The 26,261-nt window shown below is 52.8% G+C and carries 27 protein-coding genes and 5 tRNA genes; 7 read left to right on the top strand and 25 right to left on the bottom strand.

Features of this window, described 5'->3' with window-relative positions; all coding sequences use genetic code 11:
- Window positions 1-3: 3 nt before the first annotated feature.
- The 10 genes from AC3ZPD_RS10550 to AC3ZPD_RS10505 form a co-directional block, all read right to left on the bottom strand.
- Window positions 4-882, bottom strand: coding sequence for a type II secretion system F family protein (locus AC3ZPD_RS10550; RefSeq protein ID WP_490984233.1), 879 nt, complete (start codon window positions 880-882; stop codon window positions 4-6).
- Window positions 883-894: 12 nt separating this feature from the next.
- On the bottom strand, window positions 895-1,680 hold the full coding sequence (locus tag AC3ZPD_RS10545) for a type II secretion system F family protein (protein WP_490984232.1): 786 nt from the start codon (window positions 1,678-1,680) through the stop codon (window positions 895-897).
- Window positions 1,681-1,698: 18 nt separating this feature from the next.
- The gene (locus AC3ZPD_RS10540; protein WP_490984318.1) at window positions 1,699-2,946 is read right to left on the bottom strand and encodes a TadA family conjugal transfer-associated ATPase; all 1,248 of its coding nucleotides are present in this window, start codon (window positions 2,944-2,946) and stop codon (window positions 1,699-1,701) included.
- Between the two features lie 26 nt (window positions 2,947-2,972).
- Complete coding sequence (locus tag AC3ZPD_RS10535; RefSeq protein ID WP_490984231.1) at window positions 2,973-4,166, bottom strand: P-loop NTPase family protein; 1,194 nt, start codon at window positions 4,164-4,166, stop codon at window positions 2,973-2,975.
- 175 nt (window positions 4,167-4,341) lie between these two features.
- Window positions 4,342-4,872 (bottom strand): thiol-disulfide oxidoreductase DCC family protein, encoded by a 531-nt coding sequence (locus AC3ZPD_RS10530; RefSeq protein ID WP_490984317.1) that lies wholly within the window; start codon window positions 4,870-4,872, stop codon window positions 4,342-4,344.
- Between the two features lie 72 nt (window positions 4,873-4,944).
- Entirely contained in the window at window positions 4,945-6,525 is a 1,581-nt protein-coding gene (locus AC3ZPD_RS10525; protein ID WP_490984230.1) for an oleate hydratase, read from the bottom strand.
- 233 nt (window positions 6,526-6,758) lie between these two features.
- Window positions 6,759-7,340 (bottom strand): TetR-like C-terminal domain-containing protein, encoded by a 582-nt coding sequence (locus tag AC3ZPD_RS10520; RefSeq protein WP_490984229.1) that lies wholly within the window; start codon window positions 7,338-7,340, stop codon window positions 6,759-6,761.
- Between the two features lie 42 nt (window positions 7,341-7,382).
- Window positions 7,383-7,790, bottom strand: coding sequence for a hypothetical protein (locus AC3ZPD_RS10515; protein ID WP_490984228.1), 408 nt, complete (start codon window positions 7,788-7,790; stop codon window positions 7,383-7,385).
- Window positions 7,791-7,936: 146 nt separating this feature from the next.
- The gene (locus AC3ZPD_RS10510; protein WP_490984227.1) at window positions 7,937-8,218 is read right to left on the bottom strand and encodes a hypothetical protein; all 282 of its coding nucleotides are present in this window, start codon (window positions 8,216-8,218) and stop codon (window positions 7,937-7,939) included.
- Between the two features lie 226 nt (window positions 8,219-8,444).
- Window positions 8,445-8,867, bottom strand: a complete 423-nt coding sequence (locus AC3ZPD_RS10505; RefSeq protein ID WP_490984226.1) for an organic hydroperoxide resistance protein — start codon at window positions 8,865-8,867, stop codon at window positions 8,445-8,447.
- Window positions 8,868-9,163: 296 nt separating this feature from the next.
- On the opposite strand from AC3ZPD_RS10505, the gene AC3ZPD_RS10500 reads away from it, so the two are divergent.
- Entirely contained in the window at window positions 9,164-10,513 is a 1,350-nt protein-coding gene (locus AC3ZPD_RS10500) for an Nramp family divalent metal transporter (RefSeq protein ID WP_490984225.1), read from the top strand.
- Between the two features lie 148 nt (window positions 10,514-10,661).
- Here AC3ZPD_RS10500 and AC3ZPD_RS10495 read toward each other — a convergent pair.
- Window positions 10,662-10,744 (bottom strand) — tRNA-Leu (locus AC3ZPD_RS10495).
- 84 nt (window positions 10,745-10,828) lie between these two features.
- Window positions 10,829-11,206 (bottom strand): helix-turn-helix domain-containing protein, encoded by a 378-nt coding sequence (locus tag AC3ZPD_RS10490; protein WP_490984224.1) that lies wholly within the window; start codon window positions 11,204-11,206, stop codon window positions 10,829-10,831.
- Between the two features lie 151 nt (window positions 11,207-11,357).
- Here AC3ZPD_RS10490 and AC3ZPD_RS10485 point away from each other — a divergent pair, with 151 nt between their 5' ends.
- Window positions 11,358-11,993, top strand: a complete 636-nt coding sequence (locus tag AC3ZPD_RS10485) for a PAS domain-containing protein (RefSeq protein ID WP_490984223.1) — start codon at window positions 11,358-11,360, stop codon at window positions 11,991-11,993.
- Window positions 11,994-12,234: 241 nt separating this feature from the next.
- Here the strand turns inward: AC3ZPD_RS10485 and AC3ZPD_RS10480 are convergent.
- Both AC3ZPD_RS10480 and AC3ZPD_RS10475 read right to left on the bottom strand, forming a co-directional pair.
- Window positions 12,235-12,317: transfer RNA gene (locus AC3ZPD_RS10480), tRNA-Leu, on the bottom strand.
- A gap of 3 nt (window positions 12,318-12,320) precedes the next feature.
- Window positions 12,321-12,395 (bottom strand) — tRNA-Glu (locus tag AC3ZPD_RS10475).
- Window positions 12,396-12,642: 247 nt separating this feature from the next.
- Between AC3ZPD_RS10475 and AC3ZPD_RS10470 the strand changes: the two genes are divergently transcribed.
- Both AC3ZPD_RS10470 and AC3ZPD_RS10465 read left to right on the top strand, forming a co-directional pair.
- A complete protein-coding gene (locus tag AC3ZPD_RS10470; RefSeq protein ID WP_490984316.1) occupies window positions 12,643-13,434 on the top strand; it encodes a DeoR/GlpR family DNA-binding transcription regulator in 792 nt (263 codons plus the stop codon).
- Window positions 13,434-14,306, top strand: a complete 873-nt coding sequence (locus AC3ZPD_RS10465; protein WP_490984315.1) for a Cof-type HAD-IIB family hydrolase — start codon at window positions 13,434-13,436, stop codon at window positions 14,304-14,306. The genes AC3ZPD_RS10470 and AC3ZPD_RS10465 overlap by 1 nt, the downstream gene beginning before the upstream one ends.
- 43 nt (window positions 14,307-14,349) lie before the next feature.
- Here the strand turns inward: AC3ZPD_RS10465 and AC3ZPD_RS10460 are convergent.
- From AC3ZPD_RS10460 to AC3ZPD_RS10445, 4 genes are all read right to left on the bottom strand, one after another.
- Window positions 14,350-14,438 (bottom strand) — tRNA-Ser (locus tag AC3ZPD_RS10460).
- Between the two features lie 9 nt (window positions 14,439-14,447).
- A tRNA-Asn gene (locus tag AC3ZPD_RS10455) sits at window positions 14,448-14,523 on the bottom strand.
- A 27-nt stretch (window positions 14,524-14,550) separates the two neighbouring features.
- The gene (brfA, locus tag AC3ZPD_RS10450) at window positions 14,551-14,787 is read right to left on the bottom strand and encodes a ribosome rescue factor BrfA (protein WP_490984222.1); all 237 of its coding nucleotides are present in this window, start codon (window positions 14,785-14,787) and stop codon (window positions 14,551-14,553) included.
- Between the two features lie 122 nt (window positions 14,788-14,909).
- Complete coding sequence (locus AC3ZPD_RS10445; protein WP_490984221.1) at window positions 14,910-15,380, bottom strand: SprT family protein; 471 nt, start codon at window positions 15,378-15,380, stop codon at window positions 14,910-14,912.
- A gap of 144 nt (window positions 15,381-15,524) precedes the next feature.
- Between AC3ZPD_RS10445 and AC3ZPD_RS10440 the strand changes: the two genes are divergently transcribed.
- Together AC3ZPD_RS10440 and cmpA are read left to right on the top strand one after the other, a co-directional pair.
- A complete protein-coding gene (locus tag AC3ZPD_RS10440; RefSeq protein WP_490984220.1) occupies window positions 15,525-15,893 on the top strand; it encodes a hydrolase/acyltransferase in 369 nt (122 codons plus the stop codon).
- A 119-nt stretch (window positions 15,894-16,012) separates the two neighbouring features.
- On the top strand, window positions 16,013-16,150 hold the full coding sequence (gene cmpA / locus AC3ZPD_RS10435) for a cortex morphogenetic protein CmpA (protein WP_490984219.1): 138 nt from the start codon (window positions 16,013-16,015) through the stop codon (window positions 16,148-16,150).
- A gap of 120 nt (window positions 16,151-16,270) precedes the next feature.
- Here the strand turns inward: cmpA and AC3ZPD_RS10430 are convergent, their stop codons facing one another.
- The 6 genes from AC3ZPD_RS10430 to AC3ZPD_RS10405 all read right to left on the bottom strand — a co-directional run bounded on the left by AC3ZPD_RS10430 (window position 16,271) and on the right by AC3ZPD_RS10405 (window position 23,957).
- Window positions 16,271-18,502: a Tex family protein gene (locus AC3ZPD_RS10430; protein WP_490984218.1), complete on the bottom strand. Its 2,232-nt coding sequence runs from the start codon at window positions 18,500-18,502 to the stop codon at window positions 16,271-16,273.
- Window positions 18,503-18,642: 140 nt separating this feature from the next.
- Window positions 18,643-18,993, bottom strand: coding sequence for a type II toxin-antitoxin system PemK/MazF family toxin (locus AC3ZPD_RS10425; RefSeq protein WP_068693953.1), 351 nt, complete (start codon window positions 18,991-18,993; stop codon window positions 18,643-18,645).
- Window positions 18,994-18,996: 3 nt separating this feature from the next.
- The gene (locus tag AC3ZPD_RS10420) at window positions 18,997-19,278 is read right to left on the bottom strand and encodes a CopG family ribbon-helix-helix protein (protein ID WP_068693951.1); all 282 of its coding nucleotides are present in this window, start codon (window positions 19,276-19,278) and stop codon (window positions 18,997-18,999) included.
- A 331-nt stretch (window positions 19,279-19,609) separates the two neighbouring features.
- Window positions 19,610-20,788, bottom strand: a complete 1,179-nt coding sequence (gene alr, locus AC3ZPD_RS10415) for an alanine racemase (protein ID WP_490984217.1) — start codon at window positions 20,786-20,788, stop codon at window positions 19,610-19,612.
- A gap of 207 nt (window positions 20,789-20,995) precedes the next feature.
- Window positions 20,996-22,087 (bottom strand): outer membrane lipoprotein-sorting protein, encoded by a 1,092-nt coding sequence (locus AC3ZPD_RS10410; protein ID WP_490984216.1) that lies wholly within the window; start codon window positions 22,085-22,087, stop codon window positions 20,996-20,998.
- 238 nt (window positions 22,088-22,325) lie between these two features.
- Window positions 22,326-23,957 carry a formate--tetrahydrofolate ligase gene (locus AC3ZPD_RS10405; RefSeq protein WP_490984215.1) on the bottom strand — a complete coding sequence of 544 codons (1,632 nt, stop codon included), beginning with the start codon at window positions 23,955-23,957 and terminating at the stop codon, window positions 22,326-22,328.
- A 235-nt stretch (window positions 23,958-24,192) separates the two neighbouring features.
- Between AC3ZPD_RS10405 and AC3ZPD_RS10400 the strand changes: the two genes are divergently transcribed.
- Window positions 24,193-25,575, top strand: coding sequence for a S8 family peptidase (locus tag AC3ZPD_RS10400; protein WP_490984314.1), 1,383 nt, complete (start codon window positions 24,193-24,195; stop codon window positions 25,573-25,575).
- Between the two features lie 43 nt (window positions 25,576-25,618).
- Here AC3ZPD_RS10400 and AC3ZPD_RS10395 read toward each other — a convergent pair whose 3' ends face one another.
- Entirely contained in the window at window positions 25,619-26,200 is a 582-nt protein-coding gene (locus AC3ZPD_RS10395; protein WP_490984214.1) for a hypothetical protein, read from the bottom strand.
- Between the last annotated feature and the right edge of the window lie 61 nt (window positions 26,201-26,261).

Genomic DNA, 26,261 nt, shown 5'->3' with positions numbered 1-26,261 from the left:
ACCTTAAAACCCCATCATCATAAACGCAGGTGTCCCTACCAGCAAAAGGACCACCATAAACAGCAGCAGCATAGGAAGCAGAAGTTTCGAGGAGGCATGTTCCCCGCGTATCCGGCTGACAGACTTGCGTTTCTCCCAAAGCGTGTTCGAAAGCTCTCGAAGCGCCAACGTAAAATCAGTGCCGCCGCGCCGGTAATTCAGCATAACCGCTGAAGAGAAGGAACCGACCTCCTGCAGCCCGCACCTTCTGCTGAAATTCTCCAGCGCCTGGGCAAAGGAAAAACCGCTGTCCCATTCGGCCAGCATCCCGGCCAGTTCCTGATAAAGAGGGTGATTCCCCTCTTTGTTCCGGTGCATGCAATGCCGGAAAGCCTGCTGTACCGTTTCCCCGGCCCCTACGAGCAGCATGATTTTGTTCAACAGCTCGGGCAGCTCGATCAGCATGTCCTGTTCCTTTTTCTTTACCTTATTTCGTAAATCGGCGACTGCTGCTGTCGGAATCAAAATAGCAAGCAAACCGCCTGTAACAAATCCGGTAATGTCTCCTCCAAGAATCAAAGAAAAAAGACATCCGCCCGTCAAGAGGAAATAGGAATAGGACAACAACTCCGCCAGAAAAAGAAGCGCTGCTTCACCTCCCGCCTTCTCTCCAAAAAGCCGCCTCAGCATGCCGGCCAGTTTAAAGAGAAGTCCGGGAAATCTTTCTGCTATTCTGATGAAATACAGCATATAAAGCATAGGCGCCGCGGCCTGCCTCAGCTTTAATCCAAATGCCTCAGGATTGCCGAATAAATGGGTTCCATAGAAGCTTTTTGCCTTCATAAAAAGGACTATCCATGCCGCCATTAAAACGGTGCCCATCGTTCCCCAAACGGCTGCCATTCTTGCTCCCTCCTAAACCCGAATTTTCATGATTTTTTGGATCAGCCAGAAACAGACGCCAAACAGTACAAGGGCGATAAAGGAAACGATCAATCCCGCCCCGCTGTATAGGGGACTCATATAATCGGGGGAAGAGAGATTCATAAATACAAGAAAAAAAAACGGAGCGGCCAGCAGCAGCTTGGATTCCAGCCTTTTCTGAGCAAGCAATACGCCAATTTCCATACTGATCTCCATTTTCTCCCCAATCAGGGTTGAAGTCCGGCGAACTACTTCCACCAGATCCCCTCCGGTCCGCTTGCAGGCCGTAAATACATCCGCAAAATTGGCTATATCCTCATGCACGGCCCGGCTGCTAAAATCCTGCAGCGCTTCTTCAACAGGCTGTCCATACTCCAAGCGTGTACAAATGATATAAAGCTCCCTGATCATGTCCGTATTGCCGTCGGGGTAAAGAAACTGCAAATCCTTTATGGCTTCACGGAACCCGTTCTCTACCGATCGCCCGGCCGCAAGAGAGCTGGATAAGGAATAAAGCATTTGTTTAAACTGTATGCCCAGCATGCTCCGCCGCCGTTCAAGCAGAAAAGAACTCCAGATCCGGGGAGCGGCAGCCGCGCCTATCGCCGGAACCAAAGCCAGGTACCACAAGTGAAAAAACAAATACCCAATGCCCCAAAGCAAAATGCCGCCGGCGGCCAGGCTGGCAGCCTTTTGCCTGAAACTCAGCGTATATTCCCCATAATCCGGCAATTCCTTATTTAGAGACCTGCCCGGCAAGGGGTTCGGACGCCTCATGTCTGTTCCTCCTTTTCCTCAATTCCCCTTTCTTCCTTCTCTTTCACTCCGGTCCGAAATGCCGGCCATACGAAGTTTATCCGTATGCAGCAGCTTGTTGGAAGTGCGGACCAGCTTCCCGACGAGCTTTCCGGTCTGTTCTCCTTCCTCCTGGAACACGTACAAAGGACGGAGGGCAACCTCCCCGTCGGAAACCCCGGCTACCTCGGCTATCTCCGTCACTCTTCTGGAGCGGTCTCTCATACGAGATAAATGGATAAAAATATCAATCGCCGATCCGATTTGCTTTCGGACTACCGGAACGGGCAGGTCGGCGCCGCTAAGCACCATCGTCTCCAAACGGCTGAGCATATCTACTGTACTGTTAGCGTGGCCGGTGGATAACGATCCGTCATGCCCGGTATTCATCGCCTGCAGCATATCCAGTGCTTCGGCACCCCGCACTTCGCCTACCACAATCCGATTGGGCCTCATCCGCAGCGAAGCCCGGATCAAATCACGGATCGTTATCTCTCCCCGGCCTTCGGTATTGGCATTCCGCGTTTCCAGTGAAACCAGATTGGGAACGGTCGCGATCTGCAGCTCGGCCGAGTCTTCAATCGTAATAATCCGTTCATCCGCGGGAATGTATTGGGACAAAGCATTCAGGAAGGTCGTTTTGCCCGATCCCGTTCCTCCGCTGATGAACAGGTTGTATTTGCTGCGCACCAGCCGCTGCAGAAACGATGCCGCTTCCCGGCTAAGGCTGCCAAGTTGAATCAGGTCCTCCATACTCAGCGGATGCTCCGGGAACTTTCGGATCGTGAGCGTAGGTCCTTTCAGTGCGACCGGGGGCAAAACAATGTTGACCCGCGAGCCGTCCTTCAGCCTTGCATCAACGATCGGAGAGGATTCATTCACGACCCTGTTAACGCCCGAAACGATGCTCTGGATAATGTCCTCCAGCCGCTCCCTGGATTCGAATCGGACGGATACCCGGCGTACTTCCCCCTCCTGTTCCACAAAAATTTCCTCATGGCCGTTAATCATAATTTCCGTAATGGAACGGTCATCCACCAACGGCTGCAGGACGTCCAGTCCCCGGAAGGAATCGTACATCCGCCGCACCAGGCGCCTTTTCTCTGAAGCCGTATATTCGGCAAGCTCCGGCTTCCGCAGCATCCTTCGTTCGATATATTGCAGCAGCTCTTCATCGCCGAGCGGGGAACTCATGTCCAGCCCCGCCCGGAGCTCACGGCGCAGCTGCCCTAAACGCTCCTCCGTCATGCCGCTGTCCTTCAGATCTCTGTCCGTCATGTCCATGCCCTTCCCGGGACTTCAGCTCCGCGTTCTTCAAGCTGAAAAAGCCTTCGGCACAGCTTCAGCATATCCCGCTGGAAAGCAGGCGCATCCGCCAAAATCCGGATTTTATCCGACTGTTTCCAGGATGGTACCTCGCAGAGCGTAACCGCCGGAATCAGCTCCGGCCGCGGCGAGGCACATAACGTTGTACCTGTATAGCGGTTTAACGCAAATAAGGTTTTAGACATCAGATTTGATGCGGCCTTTATGTCTTTTTCTTTGCTTTTCCCCAAAAGCTCCAGAGCCAAAGCTGATTTATCAAGGACCTCTTCGTCATCTATCAGCAGCCAAACCAGCCGGTCGCAGCGTTCGATCATACCTTCGCTTCTACCGTTCGGATAGGCGTCGCACACTGCCACCAGAACATCATAGCTGCCACTTCCGGTCACATAGTCCATAAGCCGGATCGTGCCGGCCCGATCGAGTTCTAGCAGCTCGCGTTGGTTCGATACCTGCGCGAAAGTGTCGCTTCCGATCAGCGGATGATGTACGGCATACCTGGAAACCGGCTCCGACGGCAGCTTTCCCAGCTCTGCGGCTGCCTCCAATACATAAAGCAGCTCACTTAAACCGGAGGCGGAAGCCGCGATTCCCTCCGTGCCTGCAGGCCCCAAAGGCATGCCGAAGGTTTCCAGATTCAAATAAAAAACTTTGGCTCCTTCAGCGGCCAGCTGTTTGGCCAAATGAAGCGCCACGGTAGTTTTCCCGGTGCCGCCTGCCGCCGAATAAACACCTATGACCGGTACAGGCGGAAGTACGCGGGCGGCAGGTCTGACAACGCCTTCTCCCCGTTCCCGGCCGAACGCAAGCAGTTCCTCCAGCAGCTCCGGCAGCGGGCTGAATTTAGGAAGAACCCGTATATTTTCCGGAAGCTCGGCCGGGACGCCGCCCGAATCGCTAAGGCAAATCCAACGTCGTTCTGCCCCCTCTTCCTGGACATCAACCCAATCGCTCATAAAAACAGGTTCAACTGCGGCAAAATCAGCCTTAATCCCGCCCGGCTCCCGCCAGAACGCTTGGAATGCTTCCGGCCTGCTGAACGATGTAATCTGTAGCCGCCGGCTATATTCGCTGCTGCGGACATAGTCCATAAACGCTTCAATATACCCGGGATCTTCGACCGCAAGCACCATATGCACCGCCACCCCTTTATCCCCCTTTCAAACGAACGCAAAAAAGCACCGCCAAAAACCGAATCTCTCGGTTCTTGACGGTGCTTCCGTCCGTTCCATATTCATGTACAGCCAGAATAACATAGACCTTCAAATTTGGCAAGTCCTGGATCTTCCGTATGGATCCCTCAATCCCTCTCGCTCCTGCTTACTTGTCCTCCAGGAAACGCCGGGACAGCTCAGGAGTAGGCACAAGGCAGGATTCCTCCCTGCCGAACCAGCGGTATCTGTTGTTTGCCACAAGACGATATAAAGCATCCCGGATAACACGGGGGATGATTCTCACAAAACGGGCTAGGTTCCAGGGAAACTCAAGCCGGGCCGCAATTCTCAGCGCAGCGTCGGACCGGGTATAATAACGCCCCTGGTCGATTAGTACGATCGTGTCGTATTCGGGTCGTTCCGGGAACACTTCCCCCCGGCCCTGCGGCTTCGAATTTAACTTCTGCGTACCGGCGGCTGCAGGCATAGGAATTTCGTACTCTTTCAACAGCTTTTTTCCCGTCTCGGATTGCAAAGAGGCAAACTTAAAATAGCCTGCGGGATCATGACGAATCACGAACTTCGTGATTCCCTGACAAAGACTGCACACCCCGTCGATCAGCACCACCGGATAGTCGGTCCGCTTATCCATCTCCTGCAAACTCCTCACCTCCCGGGACGAACTGTTTTCAGCCATGCTCAAACCTTATGCTCCTATTGTATGAGTTTTCCTGAACCCAATCAAATGAAGAGAGCCCTTCTCCTTTTTTCACCGGAAAGAAGTCACAAGCCCCGACAGCAGCGTGCGGGCATCGTATTGATATTTATGGATCGGCTCCACGGGGCGGTCTAGGCCAAGCAGCGTATAAACGGCAATCCGGGCCGCCCTGACCGAATATTCCTCGGTGAACACGACATCGTCCGGAATTTCGCAGAACTGGCTGATGAACCCCAGGTTCGTCGAACCGTCGGGCACTACTTTAGGCCGGTCGCTGATCAGACGGGGCATGAACTGGGCCGTGATAAACGGCATCATGCAGGGAATGCAGCTGGCCGTCGCCATGATTTCGTCCCAGTGTTCATTAAAATGAAGATGCCCGATCAGCTCTTCCATAATTTCCGCACCGGTGCATTCGCTCATTTTTTTGTTCACGTAATCCCCAACATTGTCGGGATACAGCCCGTATCCCCAGAAGACGCGCACGTGCGGCGGCTGATTTTTGAAATGCGGCTGGAAAGCGAGCACGACGGACATCAGCCAGCTCGAGTCTTTGAAAGTAACCAGCGCGCCGGTTCCGGCCCGGTTGCGGGTGAATTTTTCCATGAGATCAAAAAATTTGGCATCCTGAAAGGTCACCGTAAACGACTCCCACTTGGAGCCCTCAATATAGTCGGCGAAAGGCGACGGATTGCCAAGGCCGGTTTTTTTAGCGGCGATGTTCTCCCACAGCCTCCAGGAGCTGCCCTTGCCGTTCAGGCGCGGCGCCGAGGTCATCGATCCCAGGCTCGAGCCTTCGGTCATGGAACCGTTGGTTACAATCACCAAATCTCCATCGTTCAGCTCAATTGCATCCTTTATGCCCTGCCGTTCCACATAAAGTTTGGTTACGGTTATGCCGTCGCTTTCCTTGAACTCCAAATCCGTTACCGTGCACTTCAGGCTGAAATCGACGCCGTGAGGCTCCAGAAATTTCTGCAGCGGCAGGATAATCGATTCGTACTGGTTGTAGGGCGTCCGCGTAACGCCTTCCAGCGTCTGTATTCTCGGAAATTCATGCATGAATCGAAGCATGTACCGTTTGAGCTCGACAGCGCTGTGCCAGGGCTGGAACGCAAAGGTGGTCGCCCACATATACCAGAAATTCGTCGTAAAAAAATGCGGGCCAAACCAATCGTTAATCCGCGCTTTGCCCATCTTCTCCTCAGGCGCGACGATCAGCTTACCCAAGGCCAGGCGGTCGGCCATATCGAAACCCATCGACAGCACGTCCACCACTTCACCCTGTTTATTAACCAGCCTTGCATTGGAATGCGTCGGATTGGCGTTGTCAAAGTCGGTGATCTCCTGGCGGACCGTTTTTCCGGGATGATCGAGGGAGGGGATGGTGCTCAGCAGCTCCCAAAGATTTTCATACGTTTCGTCGTTCAGCATCCGGCCGCCGCGGATCACGTACCCGTGCTCCGGATTGCCCGCACCGTCGTTGCTGCCGCCGAGGATCTTCATTTCTTCCATAATATGAATGTTCCTGCCTTGGAAACCGCAGTCCCTTACGAGATAAACCGCCCCCGCAAGGGACGCAATGCCTCCGCCCACGAAATAAACCTGCCGGCTGCCATCTTCCTGATTCATAACGCTCGCCTCCATAGGAATATAGGGTTAACTTGCTCTGTCAATCCCTAATGTAATCCGCGTCCTCCCCTGAAGGTATATGCAAAAACAGCGGAATGTCCGGATTTTGGACAAATCGTGCCGATTGTATAACAAACTGACATCAAACGTGGGAATTCGCCTTGCCAATAACCAGCAAAACCTAAAACTAAACCTGCCTGGCAACGTTCTTTCCAATTAAAAAAACCGCACGCTTATAGCGTAAACGGTTTTTGCAACTGCTCATATTTATGTAACGCCCGAAGAAAATGGCCTTCGATCAGCAGGCTTAGCTGTTCTATGATGTGTTTGGGCTGCTCCTTCATGCCGTCCCTCATCCACTGGATCACCAGTCCCGTAAAGGCCAGCGTATAGAAATTGGCAATAAATCTTTTGTCGTCGTCACTCACGCGCATGTCGCCGGCCAGCTCCTGGATGACGCCCATGATCAGATCGTTCGTAACCTCATAAAGGTAAACGTCCAGATGATTCCTCCCCAGGGAATCCAGCGTGTTGAAACAAAACTTTTTATTATTCTTGATATATTGAAAAATCCGGTAGAACCCGTCGGTCCAGGTATTGTAGCTGCGGCAGCCGGCAATGCTCTCCACCGCCTCCGTTTCGTATATCCAGCCCAGCAGTTCAAAGATGTCCTGAAAATGATAATAAAAGGTCTGCCGGTTCAGCCCGCAGTCGTCGACCAGCAGCTTGACCGTGATTTTGTTCAGCGGGGTATGCTCCATCCATTTCTTTAAGGAATGGGCCAGCGCTTTTTTGGTCAGGAGGGAAGCAGACATCCATCATTCACCTCTTTCGGAATTCCGGTAAACCGTCAGGCATCAATCTTCTTTGGATTTGCGGAAGTGCCGGTAAAGCCCGTGAATAGCCTGGACCAGCAGACCGATGACAAAACCGCCCGCCGTCAGGATCATAAAAGAGACGAAGGACGCCAGGTCCTGCCAGCCGGACAAATCTTGGTTCGCGAATCTGAACAGGGTATAAAAGCCGACGATTAATCCGGCCGTCGTGATGGCCCAAACCAGCTTGCCGCCGAACCAGCCGCAGATCTGAACCACCCCGGAAAAAGCCAGCGACAGCAGCGCAAAACGGGCCAGCAGCCCCCCATCTAAATCGGTTTTCATCAGCGAAAACCGGTAAAAGGATAAGGCAATCGTCATAACCGCCGCATAGACCAGGTACCAGAGAAACCAGCGGTTGCTTCGTGCCGGAGGCAGAAATTTCAACATTTCGTTCATCCTTTCTTTAACTGACTATAAAAAAATCCCCTTCACAGCGACAGATTCAACCTCCAAACTTCTGCTTGGCTTCTGTCCGCTATAAGGGGATTTTATCACAGCTCCTGCTCGTGTCTTTCTATTCCTTTATGTTCAACTTATTTAGTGGCAGCTTTCTCGAACCATTGGCCTTCATTCATTTGCTCATCGATTTCTCCGGTAAAGCTCTCCATGCATCTGCAAATAAAGTCTTTGCGGCATACCGGACAAGGCGTTTTCTGCAAACGGCTGATGTTGGTCAGCTTCCATTCGGGAGTACGGTTATAGAACACGCGGCATTCGGTTCCGTCAACCATATGGACTATAAATTCGTACAAGCCGTCTTTTTCATTGCTGCTGGCCAAAATGACGTTATCAACGCTAGGTCTGTAAGAGGACATCTTTTCATCACCCGTTATCTTTTATTTAATGGAACCTCAAGCACTTAGACATATTAAAGAATTTTCACCTTTATGTCAACTTGTACCTGTTTCTGCCGCCCGCTCTCACGAAAGAACTTGACAGTTCTATGACAGAGTTTTTCTCTTATCATGGCCCTTTTTCCTAAAAAATAGCAAAGCCCCCGCCCGAAGGCGGAAGGCTCATGATTTTCAGGAAAGCCATCCCTTAATCCACCGTGTTCAGCTTCACAACGATATTGCCGCGGGTTGCTTTCGAATACGGGCAAAATTGATGCGCTTTATGAAGCAGCTCCTGGGCCTGGCTTTTGTCCACATTCGGAATTTTAACGTCAAGCTGGACCGAAAGCTGGAAACCGCCGTCCGCTTCGTCTTTGCCGATCGTCACCTGGCTTTCCACTTCAACGCCTTCGAGCTTAATCTTCTCCTTGCGGGCCACGTTGGCCAGCGCGCTTTCAAAGCAGGCGCCGTAACCCGCGGCAAAAAGCTGTTCCGGGTTGGTACCCTCTCCGCCGGATCCTCCAAGTTCTTTAGGCATAACTAGATTATGCTTGAGAACGCCATCCGAGGACTCGATCGAACCGGAACGGCCTCCGATTACTTTCACTTTCGCTGTATACAAAGCTTCCATGCTGCTCACTCCTTCTAATGATTTCCTATTGTAGTAATTAAACCTGCTGCACTGTTTGAAACGACCGCCGGTCCTGCACATAAATCTATAGGTTAGGATGTCAAAACGGATTAAATTGCATACATTAGGTTTACAGTAACGATGTTGAGCAATAGCCTATAAGGGCAGAGCTTGCGCCTATTTTTACCCAAAAACAACAAAAAAGCGCTTGCACCAAAAAGTTTCCCTAGACAAAAACTATTGTAGATGTACAATGATGATAACGAAAATTTTTAACATGAAAAGGGTGATCCTCCATGAGTGAAGCTTATGAAAACGAAAATCCTCAATTAAAGGGCTGGAGAGCCTCGCCCTCCCGTCCGTCTCTAGCGGAATCCCATGGTTCAATGCATATACCTAAAACGGGCTCTTACCTGAAAAAATTTCTGGCCTTCGCTGGCCCCGGCTATCTTGTCGCCGTAGGTTACATGGACCCCGGCAACTGGGCGACCGACATTGAAGGCGGATCAAGATTCGGTTATACGCTGCTTGCCGTTATTCTTATATCGAACCTGATGGCCGTACTGCTCCAGCATTTATCCGGAAAATTGGGCATCGTGACAGGCCGCGACCTCGCTCAAGCCTGCCGCGACCATTACTCCCGTCCCGTTGCCGTTTCACTTTGGCTCCTCTGCGAGCTGGCCATCGCGGCCTGCGATCTGGCGGAAGTGATCGGTTCAGCCATTGCCCTGAATTTGCTGTTCGGAATCCCGCTGCTTTACGGGGTGCTAATCACTGCAGTGGACGTACTTATTATTTTGCTTCTACAGAATAAAGGTTTCCGGTCGCTTGAAATCTTCGTCGTCGTTCTGATTTTGACCATCGGCGTTTGTTTTGGGGTCGACCTTCTGCTGGCCAAACCGGATATGGGCGGCGTGCTTGCGGGGTATGTGCCCAGCGCCGAAATCGTGACGAATCCGGCCATGCTGTATATTGCGGTCGGCATTTTGGGGGCAACGGTGATGCCTCATAACCTGTACCTGCATTCCTCGATCGTGCAGACCCGGAAATATGAACAAACCGAGCTGGGCAAACGACAGGCCATCACTTATATGACCTGGGATTCCACGATAGCCCTTACGTTCGCTCTGTTGATCAACTCGGCTATTTTGATCGTATCGGCCGCCACCTTCCATAAAAACGGCATGTTCAGCGTGGCGGACATCGGGGATGCTTACCACCTGCTTACGCCGATTGTGGGAACCACCCTCGGCAGCGTGCTGTTTGCCGTCGCCCTGCTCGCCTCCGGCCAAAACTCGACTTTGACCGGAACGCTCGCGGGACAAATCGTAATGGAGGGTTTCGTCAACATCCGGCTTAAACCTTGGCTGCGCCGCCTGATTACCCGGTTGATCGCCATCATTCCAGCTGTCATTGTCACTGCGCTTTACGGGGAAGGCGGCATCCAGGATCTGCTCGTCTTCAGCCAGGTCGTGTTGTCCCTGCAGCTTCCTTTCGCCGTTGTGCCGCTCGTGAAATTCACCAGCGACAAAACGAAAATGGGCAAATTCGTCAACAAACGCTGGATTGCCATTTTAGCTTGGTTTATTACAGCGGTCATCATTGCCCTTAACGTTTTCCTTCTTGTTCAAACCTTAATTGGTTAAGCTAACGCACAACCATAAACAAAAGGCCTTCCGATCACTAGCTGCGCTAGTCCGGAAGGCCTTTTTCAAAACAAGCATAAAAAAATCTCTTCCCGGCAATTAACCTGCACAGGAAGAGATTTTTTAATAATGCCGCTTAAATCCGTTATGCGGTAGAGAGGACTCGAACCTCCACGGGCGTACGCCCACTACCCCCTCAAGATAGCGTGTCTGCCATTCCACCACTACCGCAAATTATTTTTGAAGCGAACATTAATAATATACACTTATTCACTTAGAAAGTAAAGGCCTTTGTAAAAGGAAGATCAACATCCCTTACTCTTCATTCCCTTTATCCCTGCCCCGCCGTTTCCGAAATTGGGCAAAAGCGATATATTCGCGGATAAAAGCTTCTTCCTCCGGGGAAAGCGAAGCGGTTTTCCCATCTTCATCCAGAAGCTCAGAATAACGGCCATAGGACTCTACCTGTTCTTTTACTCCCGCTGCCGAAGCCCCTTTGCCCAGCATTAGCCAATCCAGGCTTACATCAAAGAAAGCGGCAATTTCGATCAGCTTATTGGTGCTCGGCGTCGATTTTCCCCGTTTCCAGTCCCCGAGGTTGCCGGTGCTGATGCCCAGTTTCTCGCAAAAGCTCTTTTTGGTCATTTTCTTCATCTGGATCAGCAGGTCGATCCGTTCATAAATGGAATGCATTCTGACTTTCCCCCAATGTATTTGTAAATCAATTACGTAATTAAGTTATTTTTTGTTGTTAAATGACGCATGTTCGTATATAATGGACTTACAGACAAGCTCCTGCTTGTGCTACTTGTTTGATTTCCAAGTTATAGTAAGGAGCGTTCATGTGGTCAATTTGAATCTGCAGTGGGTAAACGCCGTCCGTTCCCTAAAATATGGGCTTGTAATAACGGATTTGGAAGGATATATCGTCGATTACAATGAGTTTTGGGTTCAGATCGCGCTGCAGAATAACGTCCCTTCCGGCTTTGACTGGCGTGGTGTAAACCTGTTTCAGATCGCCGAATCGAGAAGCGCAAACGGAGACCCGTTAGCCCAATACTGTCTTTCCAAGCTGGACGACCTGCTTCAGGGCATCGATTCCTTTGAGCCGGTTCAATTCCATAACCATACTTCAGCGGGTATCCAATGGCTGCTGCTCGAAACGGCACCTCTGATTGATCAACACCAAATGGTCAATGGACTGGTCGTCAGCCTGCACGATATTTCAGCCCTTCATACAACTCCCGCATCCTCACCCTCTGCAGAACATCTCGTCAACTCGCCGATCAGCCGGCTGCTCCCCATGTGTGCGGTGTGCAAACGAATCAGGGACAACCAGGACCGCTGGCATTCCTTGGAAAGCTACTTAAGAAATCATCTTCATATCGAGTTTACGCATGATATATGTACGGAATGCATGGGCCATCTCTATCCTCAATATGCCGCCATCCTGGAGAAGAAAAAGCAGGATACCAACTAACAACCGCCATTTCCGCTCCGCTTCAAGCTTACACTCTTTTCCAGCTATTCATTCATTGTAGCATATTTTTGTGTTTCAAAAGAGATTTATGTAAAAAGAGAACATGAATTATACTAGTATAGCCGAGCTGAATTGTAAAGTTTTTGCTGTATGGTTATTTTTGCTGAAAATTTTCAATAAAAAACAAAAAAAACGGCTTACAGAATGAACTCTGTGAAGCCGTCTTTTCGTTTAACCAGAATGCGGTAGAGAGGACTCGAACCTCCACGAGCGTACGCCCACTACCCCCTCAAGATAGCGTGTCTGCCATTCCACCACTACCGCATATGGTGACCCGTAGGGGATTCGAACCCCTGTTACCTCCGTGAAAGGGAGGTGTCTTAACCCCTTGACCAACGGGCCTTGCAATTCATTTTATCGCAAGCGTCTTTCGCAGCGACAAGAATGAGTATATCAAAAATCCAAGGACTAGGCAACAACTTTTTTGATTTTTTTTATGGCTTATGCGGGTTAGGCTTTTCTCTTCGGAAATGGACATCGTCCCTTAAAATAATCAGCAAAAAACTTAACTTCACTTAAATGTATTGAAAAAAACCTTAGTAAAACTTATAATCACTTACGTAAACATAAGTAGAACGGAGGCAAGATGATGTACCAAGAAGAACGCATGCGCAGCATCATCGATTATTTGCAGGCGCATAAACGGATTTCGATTGAGGAGATCTGCTCCCTGTTTGACGTTTCGAGGGACACGGCCCGCCGGGATCTGGTCAAACTGGAGGAACAGCAAGCCATCATCCGGTCCCGGGGCGGAGCCCTTCTCCCCTCAACTCCTTATGAAGCCATTAAAAATTATAATGAAAGGCTGCTGTCGGTATCAGCCGAAAAACAGCAGATCGGACGCGTCGCAGCCAGTCTAGTGCGCCCCGGCGAACGGGTGATCCTCGATTCGTCAACGACGGTGCAGGCCTGCGCGGAAATGTGGACGGCCGCCGGCACTTATGTCATCACCAACTCCATCAACCAGGCTGACGTGCTGTCGGCCAAACCGGACGTTTCCATCCACCTTCTGGGAGGACAGCTTCAAAAGGAACACCGCTACGTGTACGGTTCATCCGTTACGGATACGTTAGCCCGTTATCGGGCGGATAAGGCTTTTATCGGGACGGGCGGCATTGCGGACGGAGGTTTGTTTGCGGTTTATGAGGAAGAAGGCCGGGTCAAAGAACGAATGATGGAGCAGGCTTCCCAGGTCATTGTGCTGGCCGACCATCTCAAACTCGGCAAAAGCAACTATTACCGGTTTGGCAGCTGGTCCGGCGTGGATCTGCTCATTACAGATCGGCTGCCCGAACCGGAGCTGCTGGAGCAGCTACGCGGGCACGGGGTTGAAGTCTTGACTACCGATGATTTCGACAAAAAGGAGGATGAGGAATCATGATCAAGATGATTGCCGTCGATTTGGACGGAACGCTTTTGGACCAGGAAAGCAAGATCAGTCTCGAAAATGCGGCAGCGATTCGCGAAGCTCAGGCCCAAGGGGTGCTGGTGACGATTGCTACAGGCCGCGCCTTCTATGATGTGCAGCATATTTGCCGCCAGGCCGGGATTGTAACACCGGTTATTGGAGCCAATGGGGCCACCTTGCACGATGTCCAAGGTCAAGCTCTGCATTCGGTCCCCATGGAACGGAATACAGCGATGGAAGTTTTGGCTTGGCTGGAAGACCAGGAATATTACTTCGAAATCATGACCGACCAAGCGATTTATTCCCCGCAGAATGCCCATGAGCTTATGAGCGCCGAAATGGACCGGGCTCTCAGCAGCCATCCCGGTATTTCTTTGCAAACGCTGCTCCATGCCGCGGAAAAACAATATTCCCAACACGGGATTACCCGAATCTCCTCTTATCGGCATGTCCCGGAGGACGCGGAAATTTATAATATTCTCGCCTTTTCTTTCCAGGAGGAGAAATTGGCGGCTGGCCGCCAATATTTTATGGACTATCCCGGGCTGACTCTGGTGGTTTCGGCGGATCACAATTTTGAGGTCGAACATCCCGACGCTTCCAAAGGGCTTGCTCTTTCCCGGATGGCGAACCTTCATCATATCCCCATGTCGGAGGTTATGGCCATAGGAGACAGCTATAACGATATCTCCATGCTGTCTGCAGCCGGGCTAAGCGTAGCGATGGGGAACGCCCATCAGCGGATCAAGGCCTTGTGCAGCAAAGTTACCCTGAGCAATCAGGAGGACGGGGTTGCCTATGCCATCAGGCAGGCGCTTGGCCGTTCCCGTCCGGTCAGTATGTAAAAAAAGAAGAGCTCCAGCTTATGCTGAAGCTCTTCTTCATCTACGGAGAGAGAGGGATTCGAACCCTCGCACCGCTTACGCAGTCTAACCCCTTAGCAGAGGGTCCCCTTATAGCCACTTGGGTATCTCTCCAAATAAAAATGGCTCCCCGAACAGGACTCGAACCTGTGACAACTCGATTAACAGTCGAGTGCTCTACCAACTGAGCTATCAGGGAACATTGTAGTGAACATAACTGAATATATCACAATTTCAAAAGCCGAGTCAAGCCTGCATTTCCCATAAAAAAAGAACCTTCTCTTGATCCCTCCAAGAGCAGGTTCTTGTATTTGCGGCCCCGCTGCTGCAGCACCTCTTGTTTGGTTTTGGTCATCCGGGTTCGCAGATCGGCTGAAGCAAACGGGCTGCGTCCGGTTTCCGGGTTCAGCTTTCCTTCTCTTACACGTTTGTCGCGGTATTTCCTGGCAGCAGATTTCGCCATAAGGGTGACGCCTCCTTTAAAAGTCTAAAGTTCTTACAAAGATATTATATCACTTTATAAGGTCCTCTGTGCGGTGCGCGGCCGTTCGGACTGAAGAAAAGGAACAACGCGGCAACCGTCACTCAGGAGGGCGGGATGGAAAACAACTTCAGCTTGCCCGCACATTTCCCGCAGCGGTACCGTTTGGCGTCCACTTTCCGCTTGCGCGGATATTTCAGCCCGCAGCTTTGACAGATCAGCTCGTAGCGGTAAGGCAGCGTACGGCGCCCCTGTCCGCCCGGCAGGCTTTGGCAGAACCGGCTGCCGCCCACTTTTTTCAAAAGGGCTTTAAAATCCGCGTCTTTATGCTGATATCCCCGCCCGAGTATATGAAGATGGTAATGGCACAACTCGTGTTTAATGATTTTCTCCGTTTCTTCATGGCCGTAATGCTCGAGCTGCTTGGGATTGATTTCAATGTTATGGCTCTTCATGAAATAACGGCCGCCGGTGGAACGGAGCCTGGAATTAAAGCTCGCCGTATGGCTGAACGCCCTGCCGAACCAGCGCAGCGAGAGGTCCTCCACCCAGCTCTGAAGCTCCTTATCGTTCATGCTTTGTTGTCCCCTCCTTCCTGCTTTTCGGCCCGTCTTCAAAGTCCGGTCTCCCCGAAAGCGGTTAGGTTTGTACTTGAATTTTAACTTCCCCTTACGCTACACTGTCAAGTAGTAATGAATACCGGAGGGAGAACGACCGTCATGCCAACCATGCGTTATTGTATTTTACAGCAAGGAACCGAACTTCTTTTTGTGGAGATGCCGGCCGATCATGCTTACCAGCTCAGCGCTTTGAATTTGCGCCTGAACAAAGAAGTGGACAAACTGACAGCGGACAATGTGCCCGTCCTGCCCCAGGCGGTTGCGGAATGCGACAGCCTTGATTTGCTACGGGAATCCGATCAGATCGTCGGCGGTCTGGACTACATTAACCGTCTGGAGCAATCCTTCTCCTCCATTCAGGAAACCAGCTACCCGCTTATTTCCCTGCTGACCGAAATCCGGGCGCTGCAGGCCCAATTGGAGCAATGGTACGAGGAAGCTGAAGAAGAAGCCGAAGCTTTGAAGTAAAAGTGGAAATCCCCCGCCTGGCGGGGCTTTTTGCTTTTCCGCGCAAATTTTGTGCGCACACATTTGGGCCCTCTTCCATATAGTTACCGTAACAGGGAATTACGGAGGAGGCGAATAAGTTGCCGAAGTGGCTTTGCAACCAGATGATGAACGCTTTTTACAAAAAAGACCGGCGCCAGGTCAAGCTGCTGAACGACTGCTGGTTTTTCTACCATAACCGCAAGACCGAACCCGGGTCTTCCGAAGAGGTTCAGTAACGGTCAATCCGGAAGGCTGACCGCACAATAAGTCCATAAAAAAGCCGCAGGTCCTTTGCCATAGCAAACGGGATCTGCGGCTTTTTTGAGTTGTTCAGCGAGGGCCCTGACTCTGACTCGTCAGTTTGCGCCGGCGGCACTGCTGCCGGGAGGGCGCATGGTCAGGCCGACGCGGCCTTTCTTTTCATCCACGTTTAATACCCAAACGGTGACGTTGTCGCCGACGGACACGACGTCCATCGGGTGTTTGACGAACCCGCCGCTGAGCTGGGAAATGTGTACCAGGCCGTCGTTTTTAACGCCGATGTCGACAAAGGCGCCAAAGTCGATGACGTTGCGCACGGTTCCTTGAAGCTCCATGCCCGGCACGAGATCCTCCAGCTTCAGCACGTCTTTGCGGAAAATCGGTGCCGGCAGTTCTTCACGCGGGTCGCGGCCCGGACGAACCAGGCTGTCCACGATATCCCGCAGCGTAGGCGCGCCGACTTCCAGCTTGGCAGCCAGCTCTTCCACATTAACTGCGGCGAGCCGGTCGGCCAGCTCTTTGGTGCCGAGCTGATCGATGCCGAGTCCCAGCTCGGCGAACAGGCGGTTTACGACGTCATAGGATTCCGGGTGAATCGGCGTGTAGTCGAGCGGATTCTCCCCGCCGCCGATCCGCATGAAACCTACGCACTGCTCGAACGTTTTTGCGCCGAGGCGCGGCACCTTCTGCAGCATTTTGCGGCTGATGAATTTGCCGTTCTCCTCGCGGAACTTCACGATGTTCTTCGCAATCGTGGCGTTTACGCCGGATACGTAAGACAGCAGCGCCGAAGAAGCGGTATTCACATCCACGCCGACGTGGTTAACGGCCGATTCCACGACCACCTTCAGGCTTTCGTCCAGATGTTTCTGCGAAACATCATGCTGGTATTGGCCGACGCCGATCGCTTTCGGCTCGATTTTGACCAGCTCCGCCAGCGGATCCTGCAGGCGACGGGCAATCGACGCCGCGCTGCGCTCGGCGACGTCCAGCTCCGGGAACTCCTCCTGCGCCAGCTTGGAGGCGGAATACACGCTCGCGCCGGCCTCGCTTACGATCAGATACACCAGCTCGTCCTGCTTGCGCTCGGCGATCACCTCCGCGACGAACTGCTCCGTTTCGCGCGATGCGGTGCCGTTGCCGATGGCAATCAGATTGATTCCGTAACGGTCAATCAATTCGTGGAACTTGGCCGCGGCTTCTTTCTTTTTGTTGTTCGGCGGCGTCGGGTACGTCACGGCCACCTCCAGCAGCTTGCCGGTGTCGTCAACAACGGCAAGCTTGCAGCCCGTCCGGTAAGCCGGATCGACGCCAAGCACGGTTTTGCCCTTCACCGGCGGCTGCAGCAGCAGGCTGCGCAGGTTCGCGGAGAAGATCGAAATCGCCTGCGCTTCGGCTTTCTCCGTCAGCTCTCCCCGGAGCTCGCGTTCAATGGAAGGCGCGATCAGCCGCTTATAAGCGTCTTCAAGCGCGGTTTGCAGCCAAGCGGCGGTCACCGAGCTTCCTTTCACGATTTGCTTCGCCATGAACGTATGCGCCGGCTCCGGCTGCACGTCCATACCGATCTTCAGCACGTTTTCCCGTTCGCCGCGGTTGATCGCCAGGATACGGTGCGGCGGCATCTTTTTCGCCAGCTCCCGGTAGTTGTAATACATCTCATAGACGGATTCCTGCTCCGCATCCTTCGCTTCCGAGACGATCAGGGCATGATCCATCGTATAACGGCGGATCCAGGCGCGGATCTTCGCGTCGTCCGCAAACTGCTCAGCCAGAATATCCATGGCGCCCTGCAGCGCCTCTTCCGCGGTGGCTACACCTTTGTCGTCATCGACGTAAGCCGCCGCCTGCGCCGCAGGATCTCCTTTGGCCGGCTGGGACAGCAGCCACTCGGCCAGCGGCTCGAGCCCTTTCTCCTTCGCCACGCTTGCCCGCGTCTTCCGCTTCTGGCGGAAAGGCCGGTACAAATCTTCGACCTCCTGCAGCTTGACCGCTTGGCGGATCGAATCAGCCAGCTCCCCGGTCAGCTTGCCCTGCTCGTCGATGATGCGGATGACTTCGCGTTTGCGTTCGGCGAGGCCTCGCAGGTATTGGTTTCTTTCTTCGATGCTGCGCAGCTGGTTTTCGTCCAGCTCACCCGTCATTTCTTTCCGGTAACGGGCAATGAACGGAATCGTATTGCCTTCATCCAGCAAGGTAATCGTGGTGCGGACCTGCTTGAGCGTCAGATTCAGTTCTTTGGAGACCTGGCGGACGATCTGCTCCTGCTCCTCCGCTTTCGCCTGCTCGGAAAGCCCCTCGGCTTGTACATTTATATTTTGTTCTGACAATGGATAATTCCCTCTCTTCTTCACTTCAGACTTCACAAAAAACGCGTTCCTTCCCATTATCGCAAAATTCCCGGCAAAACAAAAGGCGCCTCCGCCAATCGGCGGTGCGCCCCCTTACATATCCCATTAAATGCGCTTACCTAAAAATCGATGAGACCCAGACTGATGAGAAGGGAATCGTCCACCTTCTTCATCGTTTCCTCGTCCAGGTGCGTGATTTTGTCCGTAAGCCGCTGTTTGTCGATCGTCCGGATCTGCTCCAGCAAAATGACGGAGTCACGGTCAAAGCCGTGTGCTTCAGCGTCAATTTCCACGTGAGTCGGCAGCTTTGCCTTCTGGATCTGGGCCGTGATGGCCGCAACGATGGCAGTCGGACTGAAACGGTTCCCGATATCGTTCTGGATGATCAGCACCGGTCTGACCCCACCCTGCTCGGAACCGACCACAGGAGAGAGATCTGCGAAAAAAACGTCGCCGCGCTTTACAATCAATGTTTACACCCCGCTTACCAGGCGGTCAAGGGTGCTGTCTGCATCTTCCTCTGCGTGAAACGCCTCAGCAGCCATGGTCAAATTGATTTTGGCCATTTCCATATACCCCCGCTGCATGGAATCCCGAATGAACCGCTTCTTGCGTTCGTTCAAATACAGCTTCATGGCCTGTCTGATAAGCTCACTGCGATTGGAATTCTCCAGCCGGGCAATTCCGTCCACTTCCTGCAGAAGATGATCCGGCAAACTGATCATGATTCTTTTGGTACTGTGCATATTTGCCAACTGATTTCCACCCCCACAAAACCTTTCGAACCATTCCCTAAAAATAGTATATCGCTATTCAAGGAAATATATACAAAGGAATATATGCTTCCCGTATATCAAGTATGCTGCATCCATTATAAACTAGAACCTATTTGGCGTATATACTTTAAGCCGTATTTCAATATATTAGTTATATACCTAGTATACGCCGCCATATTACGCGCAGAACGGATCCAGTTATCCTCTAACGGAAAGCCGCTTCTTTGTTAAAACATTCGGGATGTCTTCAGCAGATTCCTTCAAAGTTCGATAAAAGTTTTGCTTGACGAAAAATTGCCGCCGGCCCCGCCTAGATCAGCGGATTGGCGATTTCGTCCCGGCGCCCGGATTTCTTATAAACCCTCGGCACCCGGTGGGCAATCATACAGATCACTTCATAGTGGATCGTTCCCAACCAGGAAGCCAGCTCACCTGCGGAAATTTCTCCGCCCTGCTGCCGGCCGATCAGAACAGCTTCCTCGCCGACTTGAATTTGTTCTCCGTTGTCCTTGAAACTTTGCAGAGATACCATACATTGGTCCATACAGATCGTTCCGACGACAGGTACGCGGTGTCCGCGGATCAGAACATGCGCTTTGCCACCGAGCATCCGGGAATAACCGTCCGCATAACCGACCGGCAAAGTGCCGATCCTTTCCGGTTCGTGCGTCTCGTATCTTTTCCCATAGCTGATTCCCCAATGGGGCGGCAGTTCTTTCACATAAGACAATTTGGTTTTGAGCGAGAGTACCGGTGTAAGCTTCACGTTCTGGCGATGAACTTCATCCGAAGGGTACAGCCCGTAAATGGCAATGCCGACCCGAACCATATCGAAGGAAAGTTCCGGCAGATCGATCGCTGTGGCGCTGTTGCCCGTATGTATGATCGGCACCTTGATTCCGCGTTCGTTCAGCGCGTCCGTCACGGTACGAAACCGTCTGTACTGTTCAATGGTGTACGTTTTGTCTTCTTCATCTGCGGTGGAAAAATGGGTAAACAATCCTTCGACCTCAATGCCTGGTATTGAAAAAGCTTTCTGCACAAATGCCGGCGCTTCTTCCGGCAGCAGCCCGATCCGGCCCATGCCCGTATCCACTTTGATATGGATCTTCAGCTTGTGTCCGGTATTCTCCGCCCCAAGCCTGCGGGCGGCTTCCAGCACATCCTCATCGAAGAGGCAAAGCGTGATGTCCTGTTCCAGCGCAGCTTTCACCCCTTCGGGAGAAGTGTAGCCCAGAACGAGAATCGGCATGGTGATGCCGGCCGCACGCAGTTCAAGCGCCTCATCCAGAAAAGCCACGCTTATATAATCCGCCTTGAGGCGCTCCATTTCTTTCGCCACATGCACGGCGCCGTGCCCATAAGCGTTAGCTTTTACGCAGATCAGCAGTTTCATCCCTTCCGGCAGCGCCTGCCTGAATGCCAGGTAATTGGATTCCAGGGCATCCAGATCAATCTCTGCGACAGTCGGTCGATAATTCACTTGCACAAAGGTCACCTTCTTTAACAATGTAAGCCCACGAAGTCTTAGATCCATCCTAATGTCCTGTTCGCCCACTGTCAAATTGGCAAGGTTTCCTCCGCAGAAGCCGCCCTTTGCCGGACCCTTCATTTTCCCCGGACAAAATAACAAGACAAGGCGGATGGCCGGGCCGCCGGGGCATTTCCCAGACGGCCTTTATTCCGCCTTGCTTTATTATTTACCCGTTTGGTCCTGCATAGAAGCGGCGATTTTAATCATCTCGTTCACCGGAAGATCGGCGCTTGTAATCTGGAAGTCCAGTCCGTCCTGCGTCCAGGTCAACGTTTGCAGATCGTCGCCGGTGAGCTGGCCGAACGTAAAGCCCATATCGACCATATCCCCTTTTTGGAGGGAAACGGCACGGTCCAGAGAACGGGACTCCAGCAGCGTATATTGGTAATCACCGTCGAACTGTACCATTACGGAGCTCCGCTCGGTATCGTCCACCACCTGGGTTGATTTCTCTTCGACGCCTTCCGGTGCGTAAGTCGGGAGAATAACGCCAAAGGATTCATTCAGAGCCGGCACGCTTTCCACGCTGCCGCCCCCCGCTGACGTGTCGGCGCTTGCCGGCTTTTCGATCAGCTGGCCGTTTTCGTCCACCTCAAGCAGGGTGCCTTGTGAGTCTTGACTGGCCGTATTGAGGTTTTCCTGCATATCGAAATCCTTTTTCTCAAACTTCTTGCCGAACTCGAATTGGTCGAATTTCACTTCCACCACGACTTGAGCTGAGGAATCGGACACCTGCACCTGCTGCGGCTTATAGTCGTCTTTGCTCAGCCAAATTTTTTGGCGGACCAGCGACTGGGTGTTGTAGTTGGCGGCTACGTCAAAAACGTAGCTGTCCTTATCGTCCACAAACTGGCGCGTGTTGTCCGACAAGATGCTCCGTACAAGCGTCTGATACAAATAAACCTGTCCCTGGTTGTCCGGCCAGTCGCTCTGGAAGCGGAAACTTTTGTTGAGGCTCGGCGTCAGCACATAAACGCCCTGATCGTTGCGAAGCACGATTTGCGTAATGTCTTTTTGCGCATTGGTTAATGCGATCCGGTAATAAGACGGGTTCATATACCACACCTGTACCTTGTACGTCTGAGGCGTTTCGCCGGTATGTAACGTCATAACCCCCGAACCTTCATAACTGTCCAGCTTGCCTAAAGCCTGGTTTAAATCTTTGACGACGCCTGCCGCATCCTTCTTTCCGCATCCGGCCAGTACGACGGAAAAGCACACCACGATGGCTAATATCCACGTGATACGACGCATGTTATCATCCCCTTTGGCACAATGTTTTCCCAATCTGATAACATGTCTATGAGGGTACTTGGCCAATTATGCAGACTAGCATGACAAGCATCCAAGAATTGATCGCCGAGCCTGAAAGCGAATACCCCTGATAAACCGCTTGTTGCGACAAAAAGAAAAGGAACCCCCTGCCGCGGGATAAGATCCCTTAGCAAGGAGGTTCCTTGATGTTCTTACCCGGCCGGATTCCGGCCGGGACTTATAGCAGCCCTTCAATCTCCCCTGTGTCCTTCAGGGAAATGCGTTCGGCAGCCGGTACTTTAGGCAAGCCGGGCATTCTCATCGTATTGCCGGTTTCCACGACCACAAATCCTGCGCCGGAAGACAAACTTACGCCCGAAACGTTGACCGTAAAACCTTCCGGCGCCCCCAGCCTCGACGGCTGGTCCGTAAAGGAATAAGGCGTTTTCGCCATGCAAACCGGCAGCTGGCCGTAACCGAGCTGCTCCATTTGGGCCAGGGCCCGTCCGGCCCCCGGCGAATAGGAAACTGCCGCCCCTCCGTATATTTCCTTCACGATCGTTTCGATTTTGCTTTTTAAAGTTAGGGACGTCTCATAAAGCGGACGGAAATCAGCCTGCTCCGCTTCAAGGAGCTCCGCCAGCCTTTGGGCCAGCTCTTTGCCGCCTTCGCTGCCCAGGGCAAAAACCCGGGACACTTCGGCCGGTACGCCCAGCGCCGAGCACTCCTCGCGGATCGCCGCAATTTCGGCTTCCGTATCCGTCGCAAAATGATTGATCGCCACCAAAACCGGCACGCCGAATTTCTGAAGGTTCCGCACATGCCTTCTCAGGTTGCCGATCCCCTGCTTCAAGCTGTCCACGTTTTCCGTGCCCAGCTGATCCTTCGGCGTCCCGCCGTTGTACTTCAGCGCTTTGGCTGTCACGACCAGCACGGCTGCCGACGGCGTCAGGCCGGCCTGACGGCATTTGATGTCAAAAAACTTTTCCGCGCCCAGCTCTGCGCCAAACCCCGCTTCAGTCACGACAATTTCCCCGAGCTTAAGCGCCGTCCGCGTCGCGATCAAGCTGCTGCACCCGTGGGCGATGTTGGCAAAAGGTCCGCCGTGCACCAGCACCGGCGTGCCTTCCAGGGTCTGCACCAGATTCGGCTTTACCGCTTCCTTAAGCAGCACCGCCATCGACTCCACCGCCTTCAGCTTGTCCGCCGTTACAGGCTCGCCGTTCACATCGTAGCCGACCAACATCCGGCCAAGTCGGGTTTTCAAATCCTGAAGATTTTCGCTCAGACATAAAACCGCCATAACCTCTGAAGCCGAGGTGATCAGAAACCCGCTTTCGCGGACGGGCCCGTTGCCTTGTCCAAGCCCGGTCACGATGCTTCGCAGACTGCGGTCATTCATGTCCAACGCCCGCTTCCAGACGATACGAGCCGGATCAAGCTGCAGCGCATTGCCCTGGTAGATATGGTTGTCGATCATGGCGGACAGCAGATTGTTCGCTGAAGTAATGGCATGCAGGTCCCCTGTGAAGTGCAAATTGATGTCTTCGGCAGGGAGGATTTGCGCTTTGCCTCCTCCGGTTGCCCCGCCTTTCATGCCAAACACGGGACCCAGCGACGGCTCGCGAAGAGCGGCTACCGCTTGATGGCCGATCGCGTTCAGCGATTGGGACAGCCCTATGGTCGTTAACGTTTTGCCTTCGCCTGCCGGCGTCGGATTGACCGCCGTCACCAGGACGAGTTTGCCGTCCGGCCGGTCCTGCAGTTCTTCAAGCAGCGAAGGATTCAGCTTCGCTTTGTATTTTCCGTAAGGCTCCAAATGGTCTTCGTGAATACCCGCCTTGGCGGCGATTTCGTAAATGGACTTCATGGTTGGCCAAGTTCCCCCTGATTTACTTCCTGTTTTTTAGTTCATTATCAAGCAAAGGAAGGGGCTTTGCAATGCGGCGGAGTAATGCGCTAGAAAGCGAAGGGTCGGCCGCCCAGTTGATCAGGCCAAATCCGCTGGGAAGCTAGACTGGCAACGTGACTCTCCGGCCGCTTCGTTCATAGATTGCTAGAGACGGGGACACCCCCGTTTAACTGTGCAAGGCGGTGATCCTATGTTGTTCAAAGCTCCCCTGCTGCAATTGATGCAATCCTATGCCTTCAAGCTGGATCAGCCTCTATGCAGCGAGATTGCGAGTCTTCAAATCTCTTTCTCGAAGCTTCCGCACTTCCTTCACCGGACGCTTGAAGGTTTTCTCCATCATCATTTAAGGCTCCCCGTAATTATTGAATATGAACAAAATGAGGATGAGGAGATGTTTTTTAGGCCGGGGACGGGCAGTCCTTTTGGAAAAAAAGATAGGCTTACGGTTAGACACCGCTTCAGCAAAATCAACTGCTGCAGCGCCGAAATTACGCCTGCCGGGCTGGTTGAGCTGTTAGCCTGTCCGGACGGCATCCGGCGGATTTACTTAAACCGCAAAGTCAAAGTGATGCTGGACTCGGCCCTTAAATCCGCCAGAGCCATGAAAATTGTACGCAAGGGCCACAGGCTCTCCGGAAAAGGCGTTACCCTCGCCATTATTGATACCGGCATTTATCCCCATCCCGATTTGGAGGACCGGATCGCCGGGTTTGTCGACCTTATAGGCGGCCGGACTGAACCCTATGACGATCACGGGCATGGCACCCACTGCGCGGGAGATGCCGCCGGCAGCGGACTGAAGTCCGGAGGCTTGTACGCGGGGCCTGCGCCGGAGGCTCGCATTTACGGAATCAAAGTGCTGGATCATCACGGCAACGGGACCATCGGAACCATTATGGAGGGTCTGGAATGGTGCATCCGCCACAACGAAACCCACCCCGATGATCCCATTCATATCATCAGCTTATCGATAGGCACTTCGCCAGAGCCGTATCCCGATGAAGCTGATGATCCCGTGGTTAAAAGCGTTAATGCCGCCTGGGATGCAGGCATCACCGTAATCGTTTCGGCCGGCAACGAGGGGCCGTCCTCCGGCACGATTACAAGTCCCGGGATCAGCCGGCGGGTCATTACGGTCGGCGCACTGGACGACAATCAGACTCCGTTTCTTCGCGAGGATGACGAGGTGGCTCCGTTTTCCAGCCGCGGGCCTACGCCTTACGGGATAGCGAAACCCGACCTGCTGGCACCCGGAGCCCGCATCATTTCGCTGCGTTCCCCCGGCTCCTATCTGGACAAAACCCAGGCATGGAACCGGATCGAATCCGATTATTTTATGTTATCCGGCACTTCGATGGCGACGCCGATCTGCGCCGGCATTGCGGCTCTGATCCTGCAGCATGAACCCGGCATAACGCCGGAAGCGGTCAAAAAAAGACTGATGGAAGGAACCGACCTGGGGCAGGAAAAGGATCCGAATACTTACGGGGCCGGTTACGTCAACGCCGAACGTGCCGTTCCTTTGGCGGAAACGCCGGAAAACGAGCGGGATGGAGTTGAAAGATTTGAGAGTTGAGGTTCGGAAACTGACTTTTAACGCATGGCCGTTCATTCGCCTTTTAATAAAAAGGCTCCAGAAACAGCAGATTCCGGTAGGCATATTTCGTTGAACGGTATTTAAAGTTTAATGCAAAACCTGTGCCGTCAACCTCGACGGAGCGCAAAGCGTTCGTGCGGACCAAACTCCGCACCATGCAGGAAACAGCCCGGCGGTCCTTTCTGCGGACCGCTTTGGCCAGCGCTTGGGCGAACGGCCTATTAACGGCGAGTTCGGCGTACAGGGGAATCACCGCTTTGGCCACCCTTTGATGGATCCGGGGCTGAAAGGTAAAACGGACGGCTCCCGGCGGGATCGTGATTCCGTTGGTGCAATAAGAGGGTCCATTCGGAAGTTCGAAGGTCACAAAATAACCGATCCCGTTTGTGCCGATGCCCTGTTTGGCCGCATAGGGATCAACCGTCTTCAGCAGCTTCTTCATGGCCGGCAGATCCGCTTCTACGACGGCTTTGCTCCACTGGCGTGCAAATGTGCCGCTGAAGGCGACTGCCCGGTAAAAAGGCAGCATGCCCGCAGAAACTGCCCGGAGCATCCCCGCCGTCACCGCGTCGTTTGGTTTCGGTTCACAGCTTTTAAGCGACATAAAAAGGCCCTCCTTCACCTTTCCTTGTGAACATTGCCTATTCTTTACAAGGTATGAAGAA

This window comes from Paenibacillus mobilis (assembly GCF_058267595.1).
This window is presented reverse-complemented; position numbering and strand designations above follow the sequence as displayed.

Coding starts and splice junctions, on each gene's coding strand:
- AC3ZPD_RS10550 (WP_490984233.1), bottom strand. CDS start 882: ATGGCAGCCGTTTGGGGAACGATGGGCACCGTTTTAATGGCGGCATGG.
- AC3ZPD_RS10545 (WP_490984232.1), bottom strand. CDS start 1,680: ATGAGGCGTCCGAACCCCTTGCCGGGCAGGTCTCTAAATAAGGAATTG.
- AC3ZPD_RS10540 (WP_490984318.1), bottom strand. CDS start 2,946: ATGACGGAGGAGCGTTTAGGGCAGCTGCGCCGTGAGCTCCGGGCGGGG.
- AC3ZPD_RS10530 (WP_490984317.1), bottom strand. CDS start 4,872: ATGGCTGAAAACAGTTCGTCCCGGGAGGTGAGGAGTTTGCAGGAGATG.
- AC3ZPD_RS10525 (WP_490984230.1), bottom strand. CDS start 6,525: ATGAATCAGGAAGATGGCAGCCGGCAGGTTTATTTCGTGGGCGGAGGC.
- AC3ZPD_RS10520 (WP_490984229.1), bottom strand. CDS start 7,340: ATGTCTGCTTCCCTCCTGACCAAAAAAGCGCTGGCCCATTCCTTAAAG.
- AC3ZPD_RS10515 (WP_490984228.1), bottom strand. CDS start 7,790: ATGTTGAAATTTCTGCCTCCGGCACGAAGCAACCGCTGGTTTCTCTGG.
- AC3ZPD_RS10510 (WP_490984227.1), bottom strand. CDS start 8,218: ATGTCCTCTTACAGACCTAGCGTTGATAACGTCATTTTGGCCAGCAGC.
- AC3ZPD_RS10505 (WP_490984226.1), bottom strand. CDS start 8,867: ATGGAAGCTTTGTATACAGCGAAAGTGAAAGTAATCGGAGGCCGTTCC.
- AC3ZPD_RS10500 (WP_490984225.1), top strand. CDS start 9,164: ATGAGTGAAGCTTATGAAAACGAAAATCCTCAATTAAAGGGCTGGAGA.
- AC3ZPD_RS10490 (WP_490984224.1), bottom strand. CDS start 11,206: ATGCATTCCATTTATGAACGGATCGACCTGCTGATCCAGATGAAGAAA.
- AC3ZPD_RS10470 (WP_490984316.1), top strand. CDS start 12,643: ATGTACCAAGAAGAACGCATGCGCAGCATCATCGATTATTTGCAGGCG.
- brfA (WP_490984222.1), bottom strand. CDS start 14,787: ATGGCGAAATCTGCTGCCAGGAAATACCGCGACAAACGTGTAAGAGAA.
- AC3ZPD_RS10445 (WP_490984221.1), bottom strand. CDS start 15,380: ATGAACGATAAGGAGCTTCAGAGCTGGGTGGAGGACCTCTCGCTGCGC.
- AC3ZPD_RS10440 (WP_490984220.1), top strand. CDS start 15,525: ATGCCAACCATGCGTTATTGTATTTTACAGCAAGGAACCGAACTTCTT.
- AC3ZPD_RS10410 (WP_490984216.1), bottom strand. CDS start 22,087: ATGCGTCGTATCACGTGGATATTAGCCATCGTGGTGTGCTTTTCCGTC.
- AC3ZPD_RS10405 (WP_490984215.1), bottom strand. CDS start 23,957: ATGAAGTCCATTTACGAAATCGCCGCCAAGGCGGGTATTCACGAAGAC.
- AC3ZPD_RS10395 (WP_490984214.1), bottom strand. CDS start 26,200: ATGTCGCTTAAAAGCTGTGAACCGAAACCAAACGACGCGGTGACGGCG.